16 protein-coding genes are annotated in these 21,183 nt (G+C 77.4%); 6 read left to right on the top strand and 10 right to left on the bottom strand.

The window, feature by feature from the left end:
* Positions 1–129 precede the first annotated feature (129 nt).
* The 3 genes from A2CP1_RS07225 to queD are packed head-to-tail and all read right to left on the bottom strand — an operon-like array spanning position 130 to position 7,239.
* Positions 130–3,717, bottom strand: coding sequence for a UvrD-helicase domain-containing protein (locus tag A2CP1_RS07225; RefSeq protein WP_012632736.1), 3,588 nt, complete (start codon positions 3,715–3,717; stop codon positions 130–132).
* A complete protein-coding gene (locus A2CP1_RS07220; protein WP_012632735.1) occupies positions 3,714–6,803 on the bottom strand; it encodes a PD-(D/E)XK nuclease family protein in 3,090 nt (1,029 codons plus the stop codon). Before A2CP1_RS07220 ends, A2CP1_RS07225 begins: the two co-directional genes overlap by 4 nt.
* A 43-nt stretch (positions 6,804–6,846) precedes the next feature.
* Positions 6,847–7,239 (bottom strand): 6-carboxytetrahydropterin synthase QueD, encoded by a 393-nt coding sequence (gene queD, locus A2CP1_RS07215; protein WP_012525394.1) that lies wholly within the window; start codon positions 7,237–7,239, stop codon positions 6,847–6,849.
* 101 nt (positions 7,240–7,340) lie between these two features.
* Here queD and A2CP1_RS07210 point away from each other — a divergent pair, with 101 nt between their 5' ends.
* Positions 7,341–8,036 carry a class I SAM-dependent methyltransferase gene (locus A2CP1_RS07210; protein ID WP_012632734.1) on the top strand — a complete coding sequence of 232 codons (696 nt, stop codon included), beginning with the start codon at positions 7,341–7,343 and terminating at the stop codon, positions 8,034–8,036.
* An 18-nt stretch (positions 8,037–8,054) separates the two neighbouring features.
* Here the strand turns inward: A2CP1_RS07210 and A2CP1_RS07205 are convergent, their stop codons facing one another.
* Entirely contained in the window at positions 8,055–8,666 is a 612-nt protein-coding gene (locus tag A2CP1_RS07205; RefSeq protein ID WP_012632733.1) for a thiamine phosphate synthase, read from the bottom strand.
* Between the two features lie 45 nt (positions 8,667–8,711).
* Between A2CP1_RS07205 and A2CP1_RS07200 the strand changes: the two genes are divergently transcribed.
* The gene (locus tag A2CP1_RS07200) at positions 8,712–9,518 is read left to right on the top strand and encodes a hypothetical protein (protein ID WP_012632732.1); all 807 of its coding nucleotides are present in this window, start codon (positions 8,712–8,714) and stop codon (positions 9,516–9,518) included.
* A gap of 109 nt (positions 9,519–9,627) precedes the next feature.
* On the opposite strand, the gene A2CP1_RS07195 is transcribed toward A2CP1_RS07200, so the two are convergent.
* Positions 9,628–10,401 carry a thiazole synthase gene (locus A2CP1_RS07195; protein WP_012525390.1) on the bottom strand — a complete coding sequence of 258 codons (774 nt, stop codon included), beginning with the start codon at positions 10,399–10,401 and terminating at the stop codon, positions 9,628–9,630.
* Positions 10,402–10,404: 3 nt separating this feature from the next.
* Entirely contained in the window at positions 10,405–10,605 is a 201-nt protein-coding gene (thiS, locus tag A2CP1_RS07190; RefSeq protein WP_012525389.1) for a sulfur carrier protein ThiS, read from the bottom strand.
* A 173-nt stretch (positions 10,606–10,778) separates the two neighbouring features.
* Between thiS and dps the strand changes: the two genes are divergently transcribed.
* Both dps and A2CP1_RS07180 read left to right on the top strand, forming a co-directional pair.
* On the top strand, positions 10,779–11,315 hold the full coding sequence (gene dps, locus A2CP1_RS07185; protein ID WP_012632731.1) for a DNA starvation/stationary phase protection protein Dps: 537 nt from the start codon (positions 10,779–10,781) through the stop codon (positions 11,313–11,315).
* Positions 11,316–11,368: 53 nt separating this feature from the next.
* Positions 11,369–12,100: a TVP38/TMEM64 family protein gene (locus tag A2CP1_RS07180; protein ID WP_245530005.1), complete on the top strand. Its 732-nt coding sequence runs from the start codon at positions 11,369–11,371 to the stop codon at positions 12,098–12,100.
* 180 nt (positions 12,101–12,280) lie between these two features.
* Here the strand turns inward: A2CP1_RS07180 and A2CP1_RS07175 are convergent, their stop codons facing one another.
* Both A2CP1_RS07175 and A2CP1_RS23430 read right to left on the bottom strand, forming a co-directional pair.
* Positions 12,281–12,892, bottom strand: coding sequence for a phosphorylase family protein (locus tag A2CP1_RS07175; protein ID WP_012632729.1), 612 nt, complete (start codon positions 12,890–12,892; stop codon positions 12,281–12,283).
* A 37-nt stretch (positions 12,893–12,929) separates the two neighbouring features.
* Entirely contained in the window at positions 12,930–13,085 is a 156-nt protein-coding gene (locus A2CP1_RS23430; RefSeq protein ID WP_012632728.1) for a hypothetical protein, read from the bottom strand.
* 206 nt (positions 13,086–13,291) lie between these two features.
* Here A2CP1_RS23430 and A2CP1_RS07170 point away from each other — a divergent pair, with 206 nt between their 5' ends.
* Both A2CP1_RS07170 and A2CP1_RS07165 read left to right on the top strand, forming a co-directional pair.
* The gene (locus tag A2CP1_RS07170; protein WP_012632727.1) at positions 13,292–16,153 is read left to right on the top strand and encodes a M16 family metallopeptidase; all 2,862 of its coding nucleotides are present in this window, start codon (positions 13,292–13,294) and stop codon (positions 16,151–16,153) included.
* A 275-nt stretch (positions 16,154–16,428) separates the two neighbouring features.
* Positions 16,429–19,176: an SNF2-related protein gene (locus tag A2CP1_RS07165; RefSeq protein ID WP_012632726.1), complete on the top strand. Its 2,748-nt coding sequence runs from the start codon at positions 16,429–16,431 to the stop codon at positions 19,174–19,176.
* Between the two features lie 4 nt (positions 19,177–19,180).
* Here A2CP1_RS07165 and A2CP1_RS07160 read toward each other — a convergent pair whose 3' ends face one another.
* Both A2CP1_RS07160 and A2CP1_RS07155 read right to left on the bottom strand, forming a co-directional pair.
* On the bottom strand, positions 19,181–20,146 hold the full coding sequence (locus A2CP1_RS07160) for a hypothetical protein (RefSeq protein WP_012632725.1): 966 nt from the start codon (positions 20,144–20,146) through the stop codon (positions 19,181–19,183).
* Between the two features lie 40 nt (positions 20,147–20,186).
* A complete protein-coding gene (locus A2CP1_RS07155) occupies positions 20,187–21,116 on the bottom strand; it encodes a diacylglycerol/lipid kinase family protein (protein ID WP_012632724.1) in 930 nt (309 codons plus the stop codon).
* Between the last annotated feature and the right edge of the window lie 67 nt (positions 21,117–21,183).

Genomic DNA, 21,183 nt, shown 5'->3' with positions numbered 1-21,183 from the left:
GGCGCGGCGGGTGCTGGGCGATGCGCTCATCGACGCGTACGCGCGGGGACGTCGCGGCGGGGGGCACGGCGGCGCTCGCGCCGAGCGTTCGGGCACCGGCACGGGCACGGGCACGGGGTGAACGTTCGCTCAATCCCCGTGCCGCCTCGGGAAGCAGCGCGGGACGTAACCGCAGCCCTCGGCGCGGCAGCGGGCCTCGTCGCGGCCGAGCTCGGCGGGGGAAGGCTCGGCGCCCTTGCGCGCCTCGGCGGCGAGGCGCGGCGCGTCCTGCTCGAAGCGCTCCAGCTCCCGGGCGCTGGGGGTCACGTCCACGGCGCGGTGGTCGCCGCGCAGGAACTGGAGCCGGGCGCGGACGCGCGCGCCGGGGTGGGCGCGGGCGGCGGCGAGCACGTAGGCGAGCAGCTGGAGCCGGTAGCGCTCCGCGGCGCCGGCCCTCGGGGTCGCGTACTTGTAGTCCACCACGGTGAGCCCGCCGCCGCGCCGCTCCTGCACCAGCGCGTCGAGCGCGCCGACGAGGTACACCGCGGGCGCGCCGTCGCCGGGGCCGAGGCGGAGCAGGAACGGGACCTCGCGCAGGAGCCGGCCCTCGCGCGCGGCGAGCGCGAGCTCGCGCCCGCCGGGCGCCTCGGCGAACCGCGCCACCTCGAGCAGGATCCGCCGCACGCCGGGGCTGGCGGGGTCGTAACCGCGCCGCGCGGCGGCGGCGGCGAGCTGGGCCCGGCGCTCGAGCGGCGGCGCGCCGAGATCGGTCTCGGCCAGCATGGCGTGCGCGAGCGTGCCGCGGGCGGTGGCGCGGCCGGGGTCGTCGCCGGGCGGGACGCCGGGGGCGCCGCGCGGCTCGGGGATCCCGAGCACGCGCCCGAGCAGGTGGCGGCGCGGGCAGCGGGCGTACTCGGCGAGCTCGGTGACGGCGGCGCGCGTGGCGGCGGGCGGCGCAGGGGGCGCGAGCGGGGGCGGGGCGAGGGGCTCCGTGGTCGATGCGGCGGCGGGCGCGGGCGCGGGCGGCGCGTGGGCTGCGGCGGCGGCGTCCTCGGCCACGGGGATCCGTCGGGCGAGGTCGGGCCGCTCGGCCAGCCCGGCCTCCACCAGCCCGCGCCAGGTCTCCGCACCGGAGCCCTCGCCGGAGAGCACCAGCAGGTCGCGGGCGCGGGTGAGCGCCACGTACAGCAGCCGCCGCGACTCGGCGGCGGCGGAGCGCCGGTCGTCGTCGCGCGCGCGGGCGAGCGCCGCGGTCTCGACGAACGCCTCGCGGGCGGGGTCGAAGAGCGCCACGCACAGCCTGCCCTCGCGATCGAGCAGCGCGCGCCGCAGGTCGGCGCGGGCCCGCGCGCCCAGGTCGGGCACGAACGCGACCGGCCACTCGAGCCCCTTCGCCTGGTGCACCGACAGGAGCGACACCGCGTCGGCGGCCTCCAGCTCGGCCTCGGGCTCGCGCGGCGGCCGCGCCGCCTGGGCCCGGAGGTGCGCGGCCAGCTCGGCGGGCGTACCCCCGTCCTCGCCGAAGCGCGCGGCGAGCGCGAGCGCCTTCTCGAGGTTCACGGCGCGGCGCTCGCCGTCGGGGCCGGCGAGCAGCGCGGCGTCGAGGTCCAGCGCCTCCACGGCGCGCGAGAGCAGCTCGCCGACCGGCACCCGGTCGCGGAGCGCGTGGAGCGTGCGATAGGCGGCGAGCAGCCGGAGCAGGCGGGCCCACTCGTCCGCGGGGATCGCACGCGGCGCGACGGCTGCGGGCGGGCCCGCGCCCGGCCCGGCCGCGACCACGCCCGCGCCGGGCTGGGCGCCCGCGGCGGCGCGATCGACCTCGGCGGCCAGCTCCGCCGGCGCGAGCCAGGGCAGCCGGCCGAGCCCGGCGCGGGCGAGCAGGAGCAGCGACCCGTCGGACACCGCGCACGCCGGCGACCGGAGCAGCGCCGCCCAGGCCACCGCGTCGGACGGGTCGGCGAGGGCCGCCAGCAGCTCGCCGAGATCCCGCACCTCCGGCGCCTGGTAAAAGCCGCCGCCGCGCGCCAGCCGATACGGGATGCCGGCGGCGCGCAGCGCCCGCTCGTACGGCGCGATCTGCGTGAGCCGCCGGAACAGGATGGCGACGTCGCCGAAGCGCGGGCGCCGCGCGGTGACGCCGTCGCGCTCCCGCACCTCGACCCCGGCGGCGCCGGACACGAGCGCCCGGATGCGCGCCGCGATGGCCTCGGCCTCGCGCTCGCGCCGCTCGGCGGCGTTCCCCTCCGCGCCGTCCTCCAGCACCTCGCACGCGGGCCGGAGCGCCTCGGGGCGGGTGGCCACCAGCCGGTCGTGCTCGCCGAACGCGAGCTCGTCGTCGCGCGGCGGCTCGCCGGGCGGCGGGCGGAACGCGCGGGCGGAGACCTCGTTCACGAGCTCGAGCACCGCCGGCGCGGAGCGGTGGTTCTCGGAGAGGTGCAGCACCCGCCCCTGCCCCGCGCCGAGGCGGCGGATGAGGCGCGCGAACACCGCCACGTCGGCGCCGCGGAACCGGTAGATGGACTGCTTGAGGTCGCCCACGGCGACCAGCACCGGCCCGGCGGGCCCGCCGTCCGGCCCGGCCACGAGCTCGAACACCTCCTGCTGCACCGGGTTCACGTCCTGGTACTCGTCCACGAGCAGCGCGCGCAGCCGCCCGCGCAGCTCGGCCCGGACCCCGGGGTCCGCGCGGAGCAGGTCGCGCGCGCGGAGCAGGAGGTCGTCGAAGTCCACCGCCCGCGCCGAGGCCTTGCGCGCGGCGTAGCGCGCCTCCGCGTCCTCCACCAGCCGCGCCAGCTCGGCCTGCTGCGGCGCGGCCAGCACGCCCGCCGCGAGCGGCTCCAGCGCCTCCCACGCGGCCGCGAGCGCCTCCCGCGCCTCGCGCAGCGCCGGGCCGTCCGCCTTGAGGACGCGCCTGCCGCGCAGCGCCTCGGCGAGGCCGCCGAGCCGCGCCAGCGCGTCCGCGCAGAGCGCGCCGTCGAGGTCGCCGGGCCGGAGCGCCTCGCGCGCGCGCCCCACCGCCTCGACCAGCGCCCGCGCCCCGGCGGTCGAGGCCTCGGCCCGGGCGCCGAGCAGCGCACGCGCGGCGTCATCGAGCCGCGCGCGCGCGGCGAGCGCGGCCGGCTCGTCGGCGGGGGCGAGCGCGAGCGGCCCGCCGTCGCCGCGGGTGGCGCGCTCGCGCAGGAGCCCGCCCACCAGCGCCGGGAGGCCGCCGCGCGCCGCGCCGAGCCCGGCGGCGAGCGCCCGCGCCGCGGGGCGGCCGGCGTCCAGCGCCGCCACCACCGCGGCCTGCGCCGACGCGCCGATCCACGCCGACGCGCGGTCCTCGTCGAGCACCGCCGCCTCCGGGTCGAGCCCGGCCTCGGGGGCGTGCTCGCGCAGCAGGCGGCCGCAGAAGCCGTGGATGGTTCCCACCGCCATCGCGTCGAGGGCGTGCAGCCGCTCCAGCCAGGCGCGCGCCTCCGGCGACCCCGGGTCGGCCTCGCGCGCCGCGCGCGCGCGCGCCGTCACCGCCGCGCGGAGCCGCTCCTCCAGCTCCTCGGCCGCCTTCTCGGTGAAGGTGATGGCGGCGAGCGCGCGCGGCTCGCAGGGCGAGCCCAGCGCGGAGCCCTCCAGGAGCCGCACGCACAGCTCCACCAGCGCGGTGGTCTTGCCCGAGCCGGCGCCGGCCGAGACCGCCGTCGCCGCCTCCAGGCGGAACAGCGCCTGCGCGGCCGGGCCGAACGTCACCTTGCCGCTCACGGCGACGCGCCCTTCCCCGCGGCCCCGCCGACCCGCTCCGCCAGCGCGGCGGTGCCCTGGAACCGGCAGACGGCGCCGAACGGGCAGCCATCGCAGCCGCGCGAGGCGATGGCGAACGCGCCGGCCCGGATCTGCCGGACCCGCTCCACCACCGCCGCCGCGAACGGGCGCGGCGCCTCCGGCCCGCCCGGCGGTGGCGGCGCGGGCTGGGCCGCGATCAGCGGGGCGTCCGCGTCGAGCGCGACCGGCTCCAGCCGCTCGGCGCGGCGGAGCAGCGCGTAGGTGGCCTCCAGCCGCGGCCGCCCCGGGAACGCGCGCGCCGCCGCCATCAGGTAGGCGGGGATCTGGAACGCCGCGTCGCCGAACGCCTCCGGGTCGAGCCCGTCCGCGTACGCGTCGCCGTTCCGCGCGTTCTTGTAGTCGACGACCAGCAGGCGCCCCGGGCCGGCGTCGATCCGGTCCACCCGCCCCTCCAGCCGGACCCGCTCGCCGTCCCACGCCAGCTCCAGCGCCGGCAGCAGGCCGCCGCGGCCGAAGCGCAGCTCCACCGCCGCGGGCGCGAGGCCGCCGTGGTCGCGCGCCTCGGCGCGCACCACGCGATCGAGCCGCGCCAGCACCGCCTCGCGCCGCGCCGCCCAGGCGGCGGGATCGCCAGTCCGCCCCTCGCGCTCGAACCGCGCGAACGCCTCGGCCGCCGCGGCCCGCATCTCCGCCAGGTCGGCCTCGCCGCCGTCGGGCGGCCAGGCGCGCCGCTCCATCCGGCCGCGCACGAAGCGCTCCAGCACCGCGTGCAGCAGGCTGCCCTCGTCGCGCGGGTCGATGTCGAGGTCGGCGGCGGCGCGGTCCGGGAGCCGCAGCACCTGGGCCAGGAAGCCGCGGAACGGGCAGCGCGCGAAGCCCTCGAGCCGCGTGGGCGCCCACTCCTCCGGGAGCGCGGCCGCGAGCGCGGCGAGCGCGGGCGCCTCCACCTGCCCCGCGAACGGCGCCGGCCGCCGCGCCAGCACCGCGTCGCGCCGGGCCGACTCGATGGCGCCGCGCCGGAGCGCGTCCGCCGCGCGCGGCGCGAGCACGGTGCCGGCCAGCGCCGCCGCGCCGGCGTCCCCGGCGCGCGCCGCGGCCCGCAGCGCCGCGCGGACCGTGCGCGCCCGAGAGAGCGGCGGCTCCGGCGCGACCGCCGCGCCGGCGACCTCCGCGCCGGCGGCGACCAGCGCCTCGGCCGCGAGCGGCGCGACCGGACCGCCGTCGCCGCCCGGGCCGGGGGCCGCCCAGGTGATCGCGACCGCCTCGCGGCCCGCCGCGAGCGCCGCGAAGGCGCGGTAGGTCGCCTCGGCGCGCCGCGCGCCGGTGGGCGGGAGGGCGGCGCGGCGCAGCCGGCGGTTCAGCGCCAGCCGCTCGGGATCGCGCAGGAGCGGCTCGGGCGGCGGTGCGGCGGGGAAGGCGCCGTGGCGGGCGCCGGTGACCACGACCGCCCGGGCCGACAGGCCGGGCGCCTCGTCCAGGCCGGACAGCTCGACGGCGCCGGCCGCCGCCTCCGGGCCGGGCGGCAGCGCGGCCTGGTCGACGGCCAGCCCGAGGCGCTCCAGGAACGCCGCCGGCGCCAGCGCCGCGCCGGCCTCGCCGAGCAGCGCGGACGCGCGCACCACCGCCTCCGCCGCCTCCTCCAGGCCGGCGAGCGCGGCCAGATCGCGCGCTACCTCGGCGCGCGGGCCGCGCGCGGCGCGCCGCCGGACGCCGGACGCGTCGAGGAACGCGGACAGCCGCGCGGCGTGGGCGCGGGCCGTGCCGGGGGACGCGAGCGGGCGGATCGCGGCCTCCAGCGCCTCGACCGCCCCGGCGGCGCGCGCCACCGCGGCGCGCTCGCGACCGGCGGCGCCCCCGAGCGCCGCCAGCCGGCGCCGCAGCGCCGCCCCCGGCGATCCCCGGCCGTCGAGCGCGCCGGCGCGGTCCAGGACCGGCCCGACCGCGCCGCCGCCGGGCGCCGCGAGCCAGCCGCTCGCGAGCAGCCGCTCGGCGGCCGCGCGACCCAGGTCCCCGGCCGCCGCGAGCGCCTCGCGGACCCAGCGCGCCAGCGGCACCTCGGCGAGCGCCGGGCCGCGCCCGGAGGCGAAGGGGAGGCCGCGCGCGGCGAGCGCGCGCGCGAGCGCGGGACCGGCCCGGCGCGGCGCCGGCGAGACCACCGCCACGTCCTCCGGCGCGAGCCCGCTCGCGAGGAGCCGCTCCACCGCCTCCGCGACGGCCTCGGCCTCCCCCGCCTCGCCCGCGCCCGGGAGCGCCAGCACCTGGCCCTCCGGCCCGGCGGCCCGCCCGGCCCCCGGCCCGCCGGCGAACGCGGCCAGCAGCGCCGAGGGCCGCACGGCGCGATCGGCGCCGTCCACGTGCGGGAGGACCACCTCCACGTCGCGGCGGGCGGCCACCTCGTGCAGCGCCTCGAGCCGCCGGAGCAGCGGCTCCGCGGGCGCGCACAGGTCGGGCCGCTCCGGGAAGTACGGCAGGTGGACGCGGGTCCGCCGGGCGCGCGCCATGAGCGCGGCGAACAGGTCCCACTCCGCCGGGGCGAGCGCGACGTGGCCGTCGAGCAGGAGCAGGTCGAGGCCGGCGGTCTCGGCCGAGGCGGCCCCGCGCGCGGCAGCCCCCGCGGCGGTGCGCGCCGCCCCGGCGCGATCGAGGGCCCCGAGGCCGTCGAGCCGCGCCTCGTAGGCGGCCAGCGCGTCCGCGAGCGCGCGGAGCCGGGCCGCGGCCGCGCCGGGCAGGCCGCCCTCGTCGGCGGTGGCGCGCGCGTCGGCCGCGGTCACCTCGGCGCGCCGGAGCTCCGCGATGGCCGCCGCGAGCGCGCCGGCGAGGCCGCTCGAGGCCTGCATCCCGGCGAACGGACCGCCCGCGTCCGCCCCCGCCCCCGCCGCGAGCAACCGCTCGGCGAGCGGCGGCAGCACCGCGCGGCGGTCGCCCGCGGCGGCGAGCATGCCCGGCACCAGCCGCTCCAGCGTGGAGACCGAGGGTCCGAACAGGAGCCCGCCCTGCGCGTCGCACAGCCGGCGTGCGGCACGGGCCGCCGCGAGCGGCGTGGGGACCAGGCAGAGGACGGGCACGGCCGACCCTACCGCGCGCGGCTGACGCCCGAAGGCGCCGCCGTCACTCCTCGCGGTAGACCGCCAGCGAGCCCTCGTTCTCCCAGACGTCCACGCGCGACACCGTCACGCGCCCTCCCTCCAGATCGGCGAGGCGCCGGGACATCTCCTGGTAGAAGAACCGGGCGAGGAGCTCGGCGGTGGTGTTCTCCTGGTCGAACGGAGCCACCTCGTTGACGTTCTGGTGATCGAAGCGGGACCCGACCTCGGCGACCAGCCGCTGCAGGTCGGCGAAGTCGATCACCATCCCGATGCGGTTCAGCGTCGAGGCGCGCGCGTGCACCCGGACGCGCCAGTTGTGGCCGTGCAGCCGCTCGCACTTGCCGCCGTGGAAGCGGATCTGGTGCGCGGCGCTGAAGACGAAGTCCTTGGAGATCTCGTAGACGGGACTGCCCATGCGCGCGGCAATATACCCGGCCACCGGCCGGCGTGCACCCCGGTTCGGGCCGGACGCGCCGGGGGGTGAACCGCCCGGCCGGGAAAGGGCTCCCAGCGACCATGAGCGGACACGGACACCACGGCGACGGCGGCGGACACGGGCACGGAGCGCACGGCGCGGGCGGGCACCGGCACGGGCAGGGCCACGGCGATCACGCGCCGGGCCGGGACCGGCACGGGAACCCGGAGGATCTCGCCGCGTACCTCGCCAAGCTCGAGGGCGCGGACCGCGCCGCGTGGCAGAAGCCGGATGCGGTGGTGGAGGCGCTGCGGCTGCCGGACGGCGGCGTGGCGTGCGACGCGGGCGCCGGCCCCGGCTACTTCTCGCTGCGCATGGCGCGCGCGGTGGGGCCGCGCGGGCGCGTGTACGCCATCGACGTCGAGCCGCGGATGATCGCGCTGCTGCGCGAGCGGGCCCGCGACGCCGGCGTCGACAACGTGCACCCGCTCCTCTCCACCGACGGCGCGCCGGCCCTGCCGCCGGAGCCGTGCGACGCGATCCTCGTCGTCAACACGTTCCACCACTTCCACGACGGCGCCGCCGACCTGCGCCGGCTCGCCTCGCGCCTCAAGCCCGGGGGACGGCTGGTGAACGTGGACTTCCAGCCGGGCGAGCTCCCGGTCGGCCCGCCGCCGGACCACAAGGTGTCGCGCGAGGACTTCCTCGCCGCGGCGCACCAGGCCGGGCTGGAGCTGGCAGAGGAGCACGCGTTCCTGCCGTACCAGTACTTCCTGTCGCTGCGGCGCGCCGGCTGAGCCCGCCGCGCGCCGGGATCAGCGGCCGAGGAGCGCGCGCACCGCGCCGGCGGGATCGTCGCCGGTGAGCCAGGCGCGGATGGCCGCGACCCCGCGCGCGCCCGCGGCGCGCACCTCGGCGACGCGCGAGGGGTCCACCCCGCCGAGCGCGACCAGCGGGAGCCCGAGCCGCGCCGCCTCGCGCAGCGCGCCGACGCCCACCGGCGCGCCGTAGGGGCGCTTCGAGGGCGTGTCGTAGACGGGCCCGAACGTGGCGAAGCTCGCCCCGCCCGCGCGGGCGCGGACCACGTCCGCCTCCGAGTGGCACGAGACGCCCAGCAGGGCCGCGGGGCCGAGCAGCCGCCGCGCGTCCACCGGCGAGATGCCCGCGGACGGGAGGTGGACGCCGTCGGCCCCGGCTGCGAGCGCCACGTCCAGCCGATCGTTCACGAGCAGCCGCTGGCCCGCGTCGCGGCAGACCGCGGCGAGCGCGCGCGCGAGCCGGAGCAAATCCAGACCGCAAAGGTCCTTCTCTCGCAGGTGGATCGCGGCGATCCCGGGGGGCAGCCCGCGCAGGGCGGCGGCGGCGCGCGCCGGCAGCGAGGAAGCGAGCCGACGGTCCGTGATCAGGTGGACAACGGGGACCTCCATCCGTAATCTCCGCCTCCGGCAACATCCTGCGCGAGGAGAGCATCCGTGTCGAGCGATCTCCAGAGCTTCCTCGCCTTCCTGGAAGCGCAGAAGGCGAAGCAGGCCCCCCGTTTCCCATCGGTGAAGTTCGACAAGGTGCTGTCCTTCATGGGCACCACCAGCCTCGGCGGCACCTACAACGCGGTGTCGGTCAACCGCGTGCTCGGGATCGAGCCCGGTCCGACCGGCCGCGAGCTGCGCCTCCGCCTCGCCGGACCGCTGGCGCGCACGCCGGCCCGCGGCGAGTGCATCACCGTCCACCTGACGCGCGTCGAGCAGTACCAGGGCTTCCAGGTGAAGACCCGCGCGCTGTCGGTGAACTCGGTGGCGACCGACCTCCTGGAGGAGGACCGCGACGGCCTGGTGGTGAAGGGCGCGTCGATCTTCACCGTCCACCACAGCCCGTACACGCTCAAGTTCTTCGAGAACGTGCCGTTCGAGGAGCTGGTGCAGATCGTGGGGAGCGTCCGCTACGCGCTGGTCGGCGTGGGCGAGACCGCGAACATCTCGCCGCGGTTCATCTTCCACCACGAGGTCCGCGACGGCCGCCTCACCCTGTTCCACGGCGACGGGCTCGCGCTGAAGACGTACATGAACCTCAAGTCGAACCGGCTCGAGACCCGGACCGTGATCGACCTCGACACCTACCGCGGCTACGCGCTGCGCGGCACGGTGGAGGAGTTCGCGCCGCACCAGCACCCCGAGGCGTACGACCGGATCTGCCGCGGGTACACGGCGGGTGGATGGGGCAAGCCCTCGCGCGTCTTCCGCTCGGTCATCGACGACGTCGCGACGCTCGAGCCCGCCGGGTAGCCGGACCGCCTCGATCCAGGCGACCGCCTCCGGCTCGCCCGCGCTCGCCCGGAGCGCGGCGTCGCCTCGGCGGCGCACCGTCGAGAGGAGGCGAGGGAGCGCCCGGCCGTCAGCTCCCGATGAGCCCGCTCATCGGCGAGGACGCCGCGGCGTGCAGCTTCATCGGGATCCGGCCGGCGAGGAACGCCTTGCGGCCGCCCTCCACGCCGGCGCGCATGGCCTCGGCCATGAGCACCGGATCCTTCGCCTCGGCGATGGCGGTGTTCATGAGCACCGCGACCGCGCCCAGCTCCATCGCGAGCGCCGCGTCGCTGGCCGTGCCCACGCCCGCGTCCACCAGCACCGGCACCTGCACCGTCTCCATGATGATGCGGAGGTTGTACGGGTTGCGGAGGCCGAGGCCGGAGCCGATGGGAGCCCCGAGCGGCATCACCGCGGCGCAGCCCGCGTCCTCGAGCTTCTTCGCGGTGACCGGGTCGTCGTTCGTGTACGGCAGGACGGTGAAGCCCTCCTTCACCAGCACCTTCGCCGCCTGGATCAGCCCCTCCACGTCGGGGAACAGCGTCCGGCGGTCGCCGATCACCTCCAGCTTCACCAGATCGCCCATCTCCAGCTCGCGGCCGAGCCTTGCGGTGCGGATGGCCTCCTCGGCGGTGAAGCAGGCGGCGGTGTTGGGCAGGAGCTTCATGCCCTTCGGGATCCAGGCGAGCAGCGACTCCTCGCCCTTCTTCGACAGGTCGAGCCGGCGGACCGCGACGGTGACGACCTCCGCGCCCGAGGCGGCGAGCGCCCGCTGCATGGTGGGGAAGTCGGGGTACTTGCCCGTGCCCACCAGCAGGCGGCTGGTGAACGCGTGCGCGCCGATGCTCCAGGTGTCCGCCATGGCCTACCCTCCTCCGACGAAGGCGACGATCTCGACCGAGTCGCCCGGACCGATCCGGTGGGCCTCGTAGCGGTCCTTGGTGACGACCGCCTCGTTGACCTCGACGGCCACCCGCGGCGCCTTGACGCCGAGGTGCGCGAGGAGACCGGCGACGGTCAGTCCGTCGGGGATGTCGCGGAGCTCTCCGTTGAGCCTCACCTGCATGGTGCGGGGGATCTAGCAACGGCGGCGCCGCGGCGTCAAACGCCGCGGGCGCGCCGGCGCCGGACTGCTTCCGCCCGTGACAGCTTTCGGATATCAGTGCCATCGAGACGATGTCTTGGAGTTATCAGCGGCCGGGCGGCATCCTCCTTCGCGTCCGAGAGGAGGACCTGAACATGACGACCACGACCCGAACCCCGACCGCCACCCCCCAGCCCCCCCGCCCCCGCCGCGACCTGTTCCGCAGCCCCAGCGCGCTCGCCGAGCCCGACCGCCGCCGCGTCGCCGACGCGCTCGTCGCCGCCCTCGCCGACGGCCTCGACCTGCAGACGCAGGCGAAGGTCGCGCACTGGAACGTGAAGGGGCCCGGCTTCGCCCCGCTCCACGCGCTGTTCGAGGAGCTCGCCACCGCGCTCGCCCGCCACTCCGACGACCTCGCCGAGCGGGCCGTGACGCTGGGCGGCCGCGCCGCCGGGACCGCGCGCGAGGTCGCCGCGACGAGCCGCGTGCCCGAGCTGCCCGCGGGCGCCGTCCGCGACCTCGAGCTGGTCGGGCTGCTCGCCGACCGGGTGGAGGCGTACCTGGGCAGCCTCCGCGCCGCGCAGGCGCTCGCCGACGAGCACGGCGACCCCGAGACGGTGGACCTGCTCACCGGCGTCATCGCCGGCGTGGAGAAGCACGGCTGGTTCCTGCGCGCCACCCTCGGCGAGTGACCCGCGGGCGGCGCGGCCGGGCGGATGGGACCGAGGGGCGCTACACTGCGCGCGTGCTCCCCTCCTCCCCTCCGCCGGGCCGGCTGGCCCGGCTCGCCCGGCCCGCCGCCGCCCTGCTGGTCGTCGCGGTCGCGGCCGCGCTCGCCGCGCTCGCCCCGGGCCCCGCCACCCGCGCGCTCGAGGCGCTGCGGCAGAGCGCGCCCGCCGCCGCCGCCGCGCTGGCGGCGGCCTACGTCGCGAGCGGCCCGCTCCTCGTGCCCGCTCCGCTGCTGCACCTCGCCGCCGGGTTCGCGCTCGGGCCGGTGACCGGCTCGCTCCTCGCCATCCCGGCCAGCACCGCCGGCGCCTGCGCCGCGTTCGGCGCCGGCCGCTGGCTGGTGCGGGAGCGCGCCGCCCGGCTGGCCGCGCGCTCCCCCGCCCTCGCGGGCCTCGACGCCGCGCTGGGCGCCTCCGGCTTCCGCGTGGTGCTGCTGCTGCGGCTCGCGCCGTTCGCGCCGTTCACCGTCCTCAACTACCTGCTCGGCGCGACGCCGGTGCCGCTCCGCGCCTTCGCGCTCGCGTCGCTGCTCGGGAGCCTCCCGGGCCTCGTCGTCTCGGTGTACGTCGGGTCGCTCGCCGCGGACGTCACCGCGCTCCGCGCCACGCTGGCGGCCGGCCGCGGCGGCGCCGGCGCGCTGATCCTGCCGGCGCTCGGGACGGGCGCCGTCCTTCTCGCCATCGCCTGGGTCCTTCGGCGATCGCTCGCCGCCGCGTCGGCCGCCCGCCCCACGCCCCCTCCGCGCTGAGAGCACGTGCCCCCCCTCCCGTCGCCGCGGCGGCCGATCCGCGTCGCATCGCGTCGTTGCTCCTCCCTCACATGCCTCGGGGCATGCTCGGTCGTCGCGCCTCGCGCTGCTCGCGTCTCGACCGCCTGGCTCGGTCCGGGGATGGATTCACGCGCTCTGAGCGCGCGCGGCTCGCGCCGATCAGCGGGACCGGCCGGCGGCGGACGTCGGCAGCACGCCGCGCGCCTCCAGCGCCGCGCGGAGCGCCGCGCTCGCGGCGGCGTGCGTGGCCTTCCACTCTGCGTGCGCGTCCGGGCCGACCCGGTTCGCGACCGCCAGCGCCGCGGCCGCCGGCACGCCCGCGGCGTGGCACGCGGCGAAGACGCCGGTCAGCTCGAGGTGCTCCGCCGCGGCCACCGCGGCGAGCGCGCGGGCACCCGCCTCGGTGCGGGTGATGGCGGGCGGCACCGCCACCCAATGCGCCGGGAGCGGCAGGTCCCAGCCCGCCGGCCAGCGCACCCGCTCGATCGCCGGCCGGTACGCCCGGCCCTCCACCTCGTCGAGCGAGGTCGCGACCACCTCGGACGCGGCGAGCAGGTCGCCGGGCGCGAGCCGCGCGTCGTAGGCGCCGCAGGTCCCGACGAACAGCACCCGCGCCGGCGCGTGGCGGGCGACGAGCCGCGCCGTCTCGATCGCCGCCGCGACGGCGCCCACCCCGGTGACGCCCGCGATCCAGCCGGGCGGCGGCGCCGCGTCGAGGCCCGCCAGCTCGGGCGGGAAGGCGGCGAGGAGCAGGCAGGGGCGTTCGGCCATGGCGCATCGTAGTCCACCGCGGGGTGCCGCGTGCGGGCTACGAGCGGGCCGGGACGGGCGCCGGAGCGCGCGCCAGCTCGACCTGGGCGGCGCGGCCGTCCTGGGCGACGGCGGCGCGGGCGGGGACCGCGAGCGTGAAGAGGAAGCCTGCTTCGAGGGCGACGGCGAGAGCGACGATTGCGAGGGCCTTCATGTCCAACCTCCGATGGCCTTTCCTACGGGAGGGAGGCCGGGGCTATTTCGACGCGACGGCGCGCGACCCTCCTGGCCGCGGGGGTCACGGACCGGGCCGCCGCGCCTCGGAGAAGCGACGGCGTGGCGCCGGGGGAGGCGCCGCTTGCCGGTCGCCCCACCCCGTGCTTTCGTCCCTTTCTCGTTCACCCGAGGGAGATCCGCCGCATGCGTCCGACCCCTGCTCCATCGTTCCTCGCCGCCGCCGCCGCCATCGCAGCCCTGGCCCTGGCCGCGCCCGCGCTCGCCTCCGCCGCGCCGCCGCGCGCCGCCGCCGGCGACGTGCTGCCCTTCCCCGCCGCGGAGCGGACGCTCCCGAACGGCCTGAAGGTGATCGTGGTGCCGACCGGCTTCCCGGATCTCGTCTCGGTCCAGATCCCGATCCAGACCGGCTCGCGCAACGAGGTCGAGCCCGGCAAGACCGGCTTCGCGCACTTCTTCGAGCACATGATGTTCCGCGGGACGAAGGCCTACCCGCCGGACGCGTACCAGGCGGTGCTCACGCGCATCGGCGCGCGGCAGAACGCGTACACGAGCGACGACCTCACGAACTACCACACCACCTTCGCCAGGGAGGACCTGGAGAAGGTCCTCGAGATCGAGGCGGACCGCTTCCAGCACCTCGACTACTCGGTGGAGGGCTTCAAGACCGAGTCGCGCGCCATCCTCGGCGAGTACAACAAGAACGCCTCCAACCCGCTGGTGAAGCTGGAGGAGGTGCAGCGCGACGCCGCGTTCCGCGCGCACACGTACAAGCACACGACCATGGGCTTCCTCGCCGACATCGAGGACATGCCCAACCAGTACGACTACTCGCGCGCGTTCTACGCGCGCTGGTACCGGCCCGAGCACGCGACGGTGATCGTGGCCGGCGACGTGCGGCCGGAGAAGGTGTTCCCGCTGGTCGAGAAGTACTTCGGCGGCTGGAAGCGCGGCGACCACCAGGCCCGGATCCCCGCCGAGCCCGCGCCGCAGGGGCCGGTCTACGCGCACGTGCCCTGGACCACGCCCACGCTGCCGTGGGTCACCGTGGCGTTCCACGGCCCGGCGTTCTCCGAGACCGGCAAGGACTGGGCGGCGGTGGACCTCCTGTTCGACCTCCACTTCGGCGAGACCTCCGACGTCTACCGGAAGCTGGTGGTGGACGAGCAGAAGGTCGACGCGCTGTTCACCGACACCGGGCCGAACGTGGATCCGGGCCTGGTGACCGTGTTCGCGCGGCTGAAGAAGGCGGAGGACGCGCCCTACGTCCGCGACGTCCTGCTGAAGGCGTTCGCGCAGGCGCGCGCCGCCGCGCCGGATCCGAAGAAGCTCGCCGATCAGAAGTCCTTCGGGCGCGCCGCGTTCGTGCGCCGGCTCGACTCGACCGACGCCGTCGCCGGCATGGTGGCGCGCTTCGCACACTTCCGGCGCTCCTACGCGACCGCGAACCAGCTCTTCCGCACCTACGCCTCGCTGCGGGGCCCCGACCTGCTGGCCGCCGCGCGGCGCTACTTCACCGACGCCGGCCTGGTGGTGACGACGCTCGCGAAGGACCCGCTCCCGGCCGCGGTGAAGGCGCAGCCCGCGCTCGCGTCCCTGGAGCCGCGCCCGCCCGCGCCGGCCGGCGTGCCGGTGACGCTGCTCCCCTCGAAGCTCCCGGTGGTCACGGTGAAGCTCGTGTTCCCGGCCGGCAGCGCGAAGGACCCGAAGGGCAAGGAGGGCCTGGCCGCGCTCGCCGCGGACATGCTCGCCGCCGCGGGGTCGCAGCGGATGCGCCTCGACGAGATCCGCGAGGCGCTGCACCCGCTCGCCGCCAGCCTGGACGCGCAGGTGGACAAGGAGATGGCGACGCTCACCGGGCGCTTCCCCGCCGACGGCTGGCAGCGGTTCGCGGACGTGGCGCTGCCGCAGGTCACCGAGCCCGGCTTCCGCGAGGAGGACTTCCGGCGCATCAAGGACGAGCACCTGAACGCGCTCACCCAGGACCTGCGCGAGTCGAACGACGAGGAACTGGCCAAGGAGCGCCTGCAGGCGAACGCCTTCGCCGGCACGCCCTACGGCCACCCCGCCATCGGCACCGTGGCGGGCATCCAGGCGGTGACGCTCGAGGACGTGAAGGCGTTCGTCCGGGCCCGCTACGCGCGGCCGGACGTGCTGGTCGGCGTGGGCGGCGACGCGCCGAAGGCGTTCCTCGACCGGCTCCAGGCGGACCTGGGGCGGCTGCCGGTGGCGCAGGCGGAGCCGGCGCCGGCGGTGACCGGCCGCCGCCCGAAGGGCATCGAGGTGGAGATCGTCCAGAAGGACACGCGCGCCACCGCCATCTCCTTCGGCCTGCCCATCGCGGTCACCCGCGGCCACCCGGACTTCCCGGCGCTCTGGCTCGCCAAGACCTGGCTGGGCGAGCACCGCGCCTCCACCTCGCACCTGTACCAGCGCATCCGCGAGGCGCGCGGGATGAACTACGGCGACTACGCGTACGTCGAGGCGTTCCCGCGCGGCATGTTCCAGTTCTTCCCGGACCCGAACCTGGCCCGCCGGGCGCAGCTCTTCGAGGTGTGGATCCGGCCGGTGCAGCCGCAGAACGCCCAGATGGCGATCCGGATCGCGCTGCACGAGCTGCGCAAGCTGGTGGACGAGGGGCTCTCGCAGGCCGACTTCGAGGCCACCCGGGCCTACCTCATGAAGAACGTGTACGTGATGACCGCCCGCCAGGAGCAGCAGGTCGGCTACGCGCTCGACTCGCGCTGGTACGGCATCCCGGAGTTCACGCGCTACCTGCGCGACGGGCTCGCGAAGCTCACCCGCGAGGACGTGAACCGCGCCATCCGCACGCACCTCTCCGCCACCGACCTGTCGTTCGTGATCGTGACGCAGGACGCGAAGGGGCTCGCGGCGGCACTCGCCGCCGACGGCGTCTCCACCGTGAAGTACGACGCCGAGAAGCCGGCCGCGCTGCTCGAGGAGGACCGGCTCATCGGCGCGTCGAAGCTCGGCATCCGGCCGGACGCGATCCGCATCACGCCGGCCGCCGACGTCTTCGCCCGCTGACGGCGCCGCCGTCCCGGAGCCGGTCCCGCGGCGCGCCGCCCGGTGCGGCCGCCGCGGGCGCAGCGACCGCCGCCTCGCCGTCCCGCCGCGCGCGTGGGGTCGGCGCGCACACGCCAGCCCCGACGCGGGCGCACGAGCGGCTGCCGCCGGGATCCGGATGCTGGTACAGTGGCCGCTCCGGTATCGCGGGATACCGGGCGGCGCCGCGGGAACCTCCGCGCGCGCTGCGGCGTGGGCGGGCGCGTGGGCGCCCCGGGGTGGCGGAGGCGGTGCGGATGGGCGGGGTGTCTCAGGTTGCGTCGCGCGCGGGCTCGGCCCGGCCGCAGCTGACGCGGTTCCACCAGCGGGTTGCGGCGGAGGCGCTGACCGCGCGCGGCGGGGGCGGCACGTCCCGGCTCGCGCCCGCGCTGGCCCACTCCGCGGTGGACCTGAACCCCCACCAGATCGAGGCGGCCGCGTTCGCGCTGGCGGCGCTCCCCACCGGCGGCGCGGTGCTGGCCGACGAGGTCGGCCTGGGGAAGACCGTCGAGGCGGGCCTGGTGCTGGCGCAGCTCGCCGCCGAGGGGAAGCCGCGCGCCGTCATCCTGGTGCCGGCCTCGCTGCGCGCGCAGTGGCGGGAGGAGCTGCGCTCGAAGTTCGGCCTCGAGGCGGACGTGGTGGACGGCGACACCTGCCGCGAGCGCGAGCGCCAGGGGCTGAAGACGAACCCGTTCGACACCGGCGGGATCGTGATCTGCTCGCACCCGTTCGCCGCGCTGCGCGTCGCCGAGGTGGAGCGCGTCCACTGGGACGTGGCGGTCATCGACGAGGCGCACCGGCTCCGCAACGCCTACCGCAAGGACCACCGCACCGGCCAGGCGCTGCGCCGGGCGCTGCGGCGCTCACCGAAGCTCCTGCTCACCGCCACCCCGCTGCAGAACGACCTGATGGAGCTGCTCGGGCTGGCCGCGTTCATCGACGACGCGCTGCTCGGCAACGAGGAGACGTTCCGGCTCCAGTACGCGTCCGGCGAGCTCACCGAGGACAAGGCCGCCGACCTGAAGGCGCGGCTGGCGCCGGTGGTGGTGCGCACCCTCCGCCGGCAGGTGAAGGAGTACGTCAAGTACACGGCCCGCCGCTCCATCGTGGAGGACTTCGCCCCCACCGCGCAGGAGCAGGAGCTGTACGACCGCGTCTCCGAGTACCTGCGGCGCGAGGACGCCTACGCCATCCCCATGGCCCGGCGCGCGCTGTTCGTGCTGGTGTACCGCAAGATCCTGGCGTCCTCGTCGTTCGCGCTCGCGGCCACGCTGGACCGCCTCGCCGACACGCTCGACCAGAAGATCGCCGGGGTCGAGTGCACCGCCCAGGCCGACCTCCTGCTGGAGATGGACGGGTTCGCCGAGGAGGTGGAGGAGCTCTTCGACGACGAGGGCGCGCCCCAGAAGCCGAAGGGCCAGCTCGCGCTCCGGCGCATGAACGACGAGCTCACCGAGCTGCGCGCCTGCGCCAGGCTGGCGCGCGAGATCAAGGTGAACGCGAAGGGCGACGCGCTGGTGCGCGGGCTCGACCGCTGCTTCACCGTCGCGAAGGCGTGCGGGTGGCCGGAGAAGGCGGTGGTGTTCACCGAGTTCCGGCGCACGCAGGACTACCTCCGGCGGCTGCTCGAGTCGAAGGGCTACAGCGTCACCTGCCTCTCCGGCGACGTGGGCGGCACCGAGAAGCGCGCCGCGCTGGTGGAGGAGTTCCGCGACCGCACCCAGATCCTGCTGATGACCGAGGCCGGCGCCGAGGGGCTGAACCTCCAGTTCTGCAACCTGGTGGTCAACTACGACCTGCCCTGGAACCCGCAGCGCGTGGAGCAGCGCATCGGCCGCTGCCACCGCTACGGCCAGCAGCGCGACGTGCTGGTGCTGAACTTCCTGAACCGGTCCAACGCCGCCGACGCCCGCCTGTTCGACCTGCTCTCGCAGAAGCTGGCGCTGTTCGACGGCGTGTTCGGCTCGTCGGACGAGATCCTGGGCGCGCTCGGCACCGGCATCGACTTCGAGAAGCGGGTGCTGGACATCTACCAGGCCTGCCGCTCCGGCGAGGAGATCGACCGCGCCTTCTCGAAGCTGCGCGGCGAGCTGGACGACCGGATCTCGGCCCGCTTCGCGGCGGCCCGCGCGCTCCTGTTCGAGCGGTTCGACGGCGAGGTGCGCGGCCGGCTGCGGGTGGCGGAGAAGAACGCGAAGGAGGCGGTGGCCCGGCGCGAGGCCGACGAGGAGGCGCTGGTCGCGGCCGCGTTCGAGGAGGAGGCGGCGGCGCCGCCGGAGGAGCCGGCCCGCGGCCGCACCCGCCGCGCGAAGCTGATCCAGGCCGCGGCGGAGCGGATCCGCGCCCGGCCGCAGGACGCGGTCTCGTTCCTGGAGCTCCCCAACCGCCTCCTGCCGGCCTCGCTGGGCAAGCTGGCCGGGCGCGAGGGCTGGTGGTTCGCCTACAAGTACGCGTTCGACGCGCTCGTCTCGGAGGAGCGCGTGGTGCACCTGGTCCTCTGGTTCGACGGGGAGCGGTTCCACGCGCTCTCCCCGGAGGACGCCGACGCGTTCGCGGCGCTCCCGGCGGAGGAGACGCAGGCCGGACCGCGCGGCGCCACGGTGTCGATCGGCGAGGCCCAGGAGCAGGCGCTGGAGGCGTTCCACGCGGCGCTGGTCGCCGACCTGCAGGAGCGGATCGGCGCCGCCTACGACGCCTCGCGCGACCGCTGGGACCGGGCGGTGGAGGACGCGCTCGCCTCGCCGCGGAAGGCGGCCGAGGACGCGCGCGCCGCCTGGGGTCGGGCGCGCGCCGCGCTGGGCGACCGCTCCGACCTGCCGCTGCGGGATCGACGGGCGCTGCTGGAGCGCGCCGAGCGCGAGTACCGGCGCAAGCTCGACGACCTGCGCGCCGTCGAGGCGCAGCGCTACGCCGAGAAGGACCGCGCCATCGCCGACCTCAAGAAGCGCTCCGAGGTGAAGGAGCGCCGGACGCTGGTCGCGACCGCGTACTGGCGCTGCGTCTGAGCCGTCAGCGCGTCGCCGGCGCCGACCCGGTGCCGGCCGCGGCGGTTGCCGGCGCGACCAGCTCGAAGCGGATGGGCACCGCCACCCGGCCGCCGCCGGGCGGGGCGAGCGTGGCGAGCGCGCGCTGCACGCAGGTCGACAGCTCGGGCGTGCCGGTGGAGTCGGCGGCCACGCCGATGCGGCCGCCGCCCAGCTCGACCACCAGCACCCCGTCGACCGCCGGATCCCGGCGCAGCGCCTCCGCGTAGCAGGCCTGCAGATCGCCGGCGCGGGTCAGCACGGCGCGCTTCGCCTCCGACGGCCCGGCGATGGGCTCGCCCACGTCCACCCTGGGCGTGGCGCCCTGCGCCGCGGTCGCGAGCGGGCGACCCGCGCCGGCCCCGCCGCGGGCCAGCGCCGCGCCGCCGTCGGTCCAGGCCCACTCCACCGGCTCGACCGGCAGCGTGAACGTCTTGCCGCGGGGATCGGCGCCGCAGGTGGCGTCGTCGGGGAGGTCGAACGTCAGCTCGAGCGAGAGCCGGCCGGCGCGCTGCGCCTCGAGCACGCGCCGCGCGGCGGCCGCGTCGGCGTCGACCGGCAGCCCGCGCTCCTCGCTCGGCCACAGCCGCGACCCGCCCTCCGCGACCGGCAGCACGCCGGGCTCGGCCAGCGCCAGGCGCCGCTCGCTCGCGTCGTACGGCGCGAACGCCAGGCGGGCCGCGGGGAGCGTGATGGCGTAGCGCGCCACGATGGCGGCGTCGCGGTCCGCGTCGTGGCGGGCCTCGGCCTCGCCCCGCTCCACCGCGTCGCCGCGCGGACGGAGCCGCTCCGGCGGCGTGAGCGCGCGGCACAGCGCGGCCAGGTCCTCCGCCGAGCGGATGGCCCGCGGCGCGGGCCCGGGCGCCCCGGCGTGCCGGACGGCGGGGATTGCGGCCTTCCCGCCTGCGGGGGTTGCGGCGGTGAGCACGGCGACGACGAGGGCGAGCGTCATGATGCTGGAGGGTAAGGACCGTGCAGCCCCGGCGGCGAGGTCAACGCCCCACGCGGATCCGGAGCGCACCCGGGAGGATCGTGAACCGCGCCGGGAGGCGCCCCGGCGACTCGCCGTCGGAGTCGATGCGCACCCGCGCCCCCTCCAGCGGCTCGGCCTCCAGCGTGCGCGCGCGCAGCACCCGGGTGTTCTCGAGGCGCACGTGGGTGCCGTCGTAGAGCATGGGGCGCTTGGCGATGAAGTCGCCCATGCCGAACGCCTTCCACAGCACGACGTCGAACAGGCCGTCGTCCATGCGGGCGTCCGGCGCCACCTTCATGCCGCCCCCGAAGTAGCGCCCGTTGCAGACCGAGACGGCGGTGATCCGCTCCTCCTTCCACGCCCCGCCGTCCACGCGCCACCGCACCGGCTGGTCCGACCAGCTCATGAGCGCGCGCGCGGAGGCGAGCATGTAGGACAGCTTCCCGCTGGGGAGCTTCAGCCCGCGGTTCACGAGCGCGCTCACCTCGCCCGACACGCCGAAGCCGGCCACGTTGGCGAAGTGACGCGTGACCGGCGCGCCGTCGGGGCCCGCCAGCTCCAGCCTCCCCAGATCGAGCACCGCCACGTCGCGCGAGGCGAGCGTGCGCGCCGCCGAGTCCACGTCGGGGTCGATGCCGAGCGTGCGGCACAGGTCGCCGCCGGTGCCGCGGGGGATGAACCCGAAGTGCGCCTCGGGATCGCGCGGGCCGGTCTCGCCGGTGAGCCCGTCGATGACCTCGCTGGCGGTGCCGTCGCCGCCGACCGCCACCACCAGCTTGCCGCCCGAGGCGAGCGCCTCGCGCGCCAGGCGCACGCCGTCGCCGCGGGCGCGGGTGAAGGCGCACTCGAAGTCGCCGATGGAGGCGCGCACCGCGCGGGCGATCCGGTCGAAGTGGCGGCCGGTGCGGCCGGAGGCGCTGGCGGGGTTGACGATCAGGAAGGGCTTCACCGGACCGGATCATATCCCGGGACGGGTCCCCGCGGCGTCCTGCCGCGTCACGAACCTGTCGCGCGGC

The sequence above is a fragment of the Anaeromyxobacter dehalogenans 2CP-1 genome (assembly GCF_000022145.1).
Classification (GTDB): Bacteria; Myxococcota; Myxococcia; order Myxococcales; family Anaeromyxobacteraceae; genus Anaeromyxobacter; species Anaeromyxobacter dehalogenans.
Note: the sequence above shows the minus strand (reverse complement) of the source record. Positions and strands in the feature narration are given on the sequence as shown.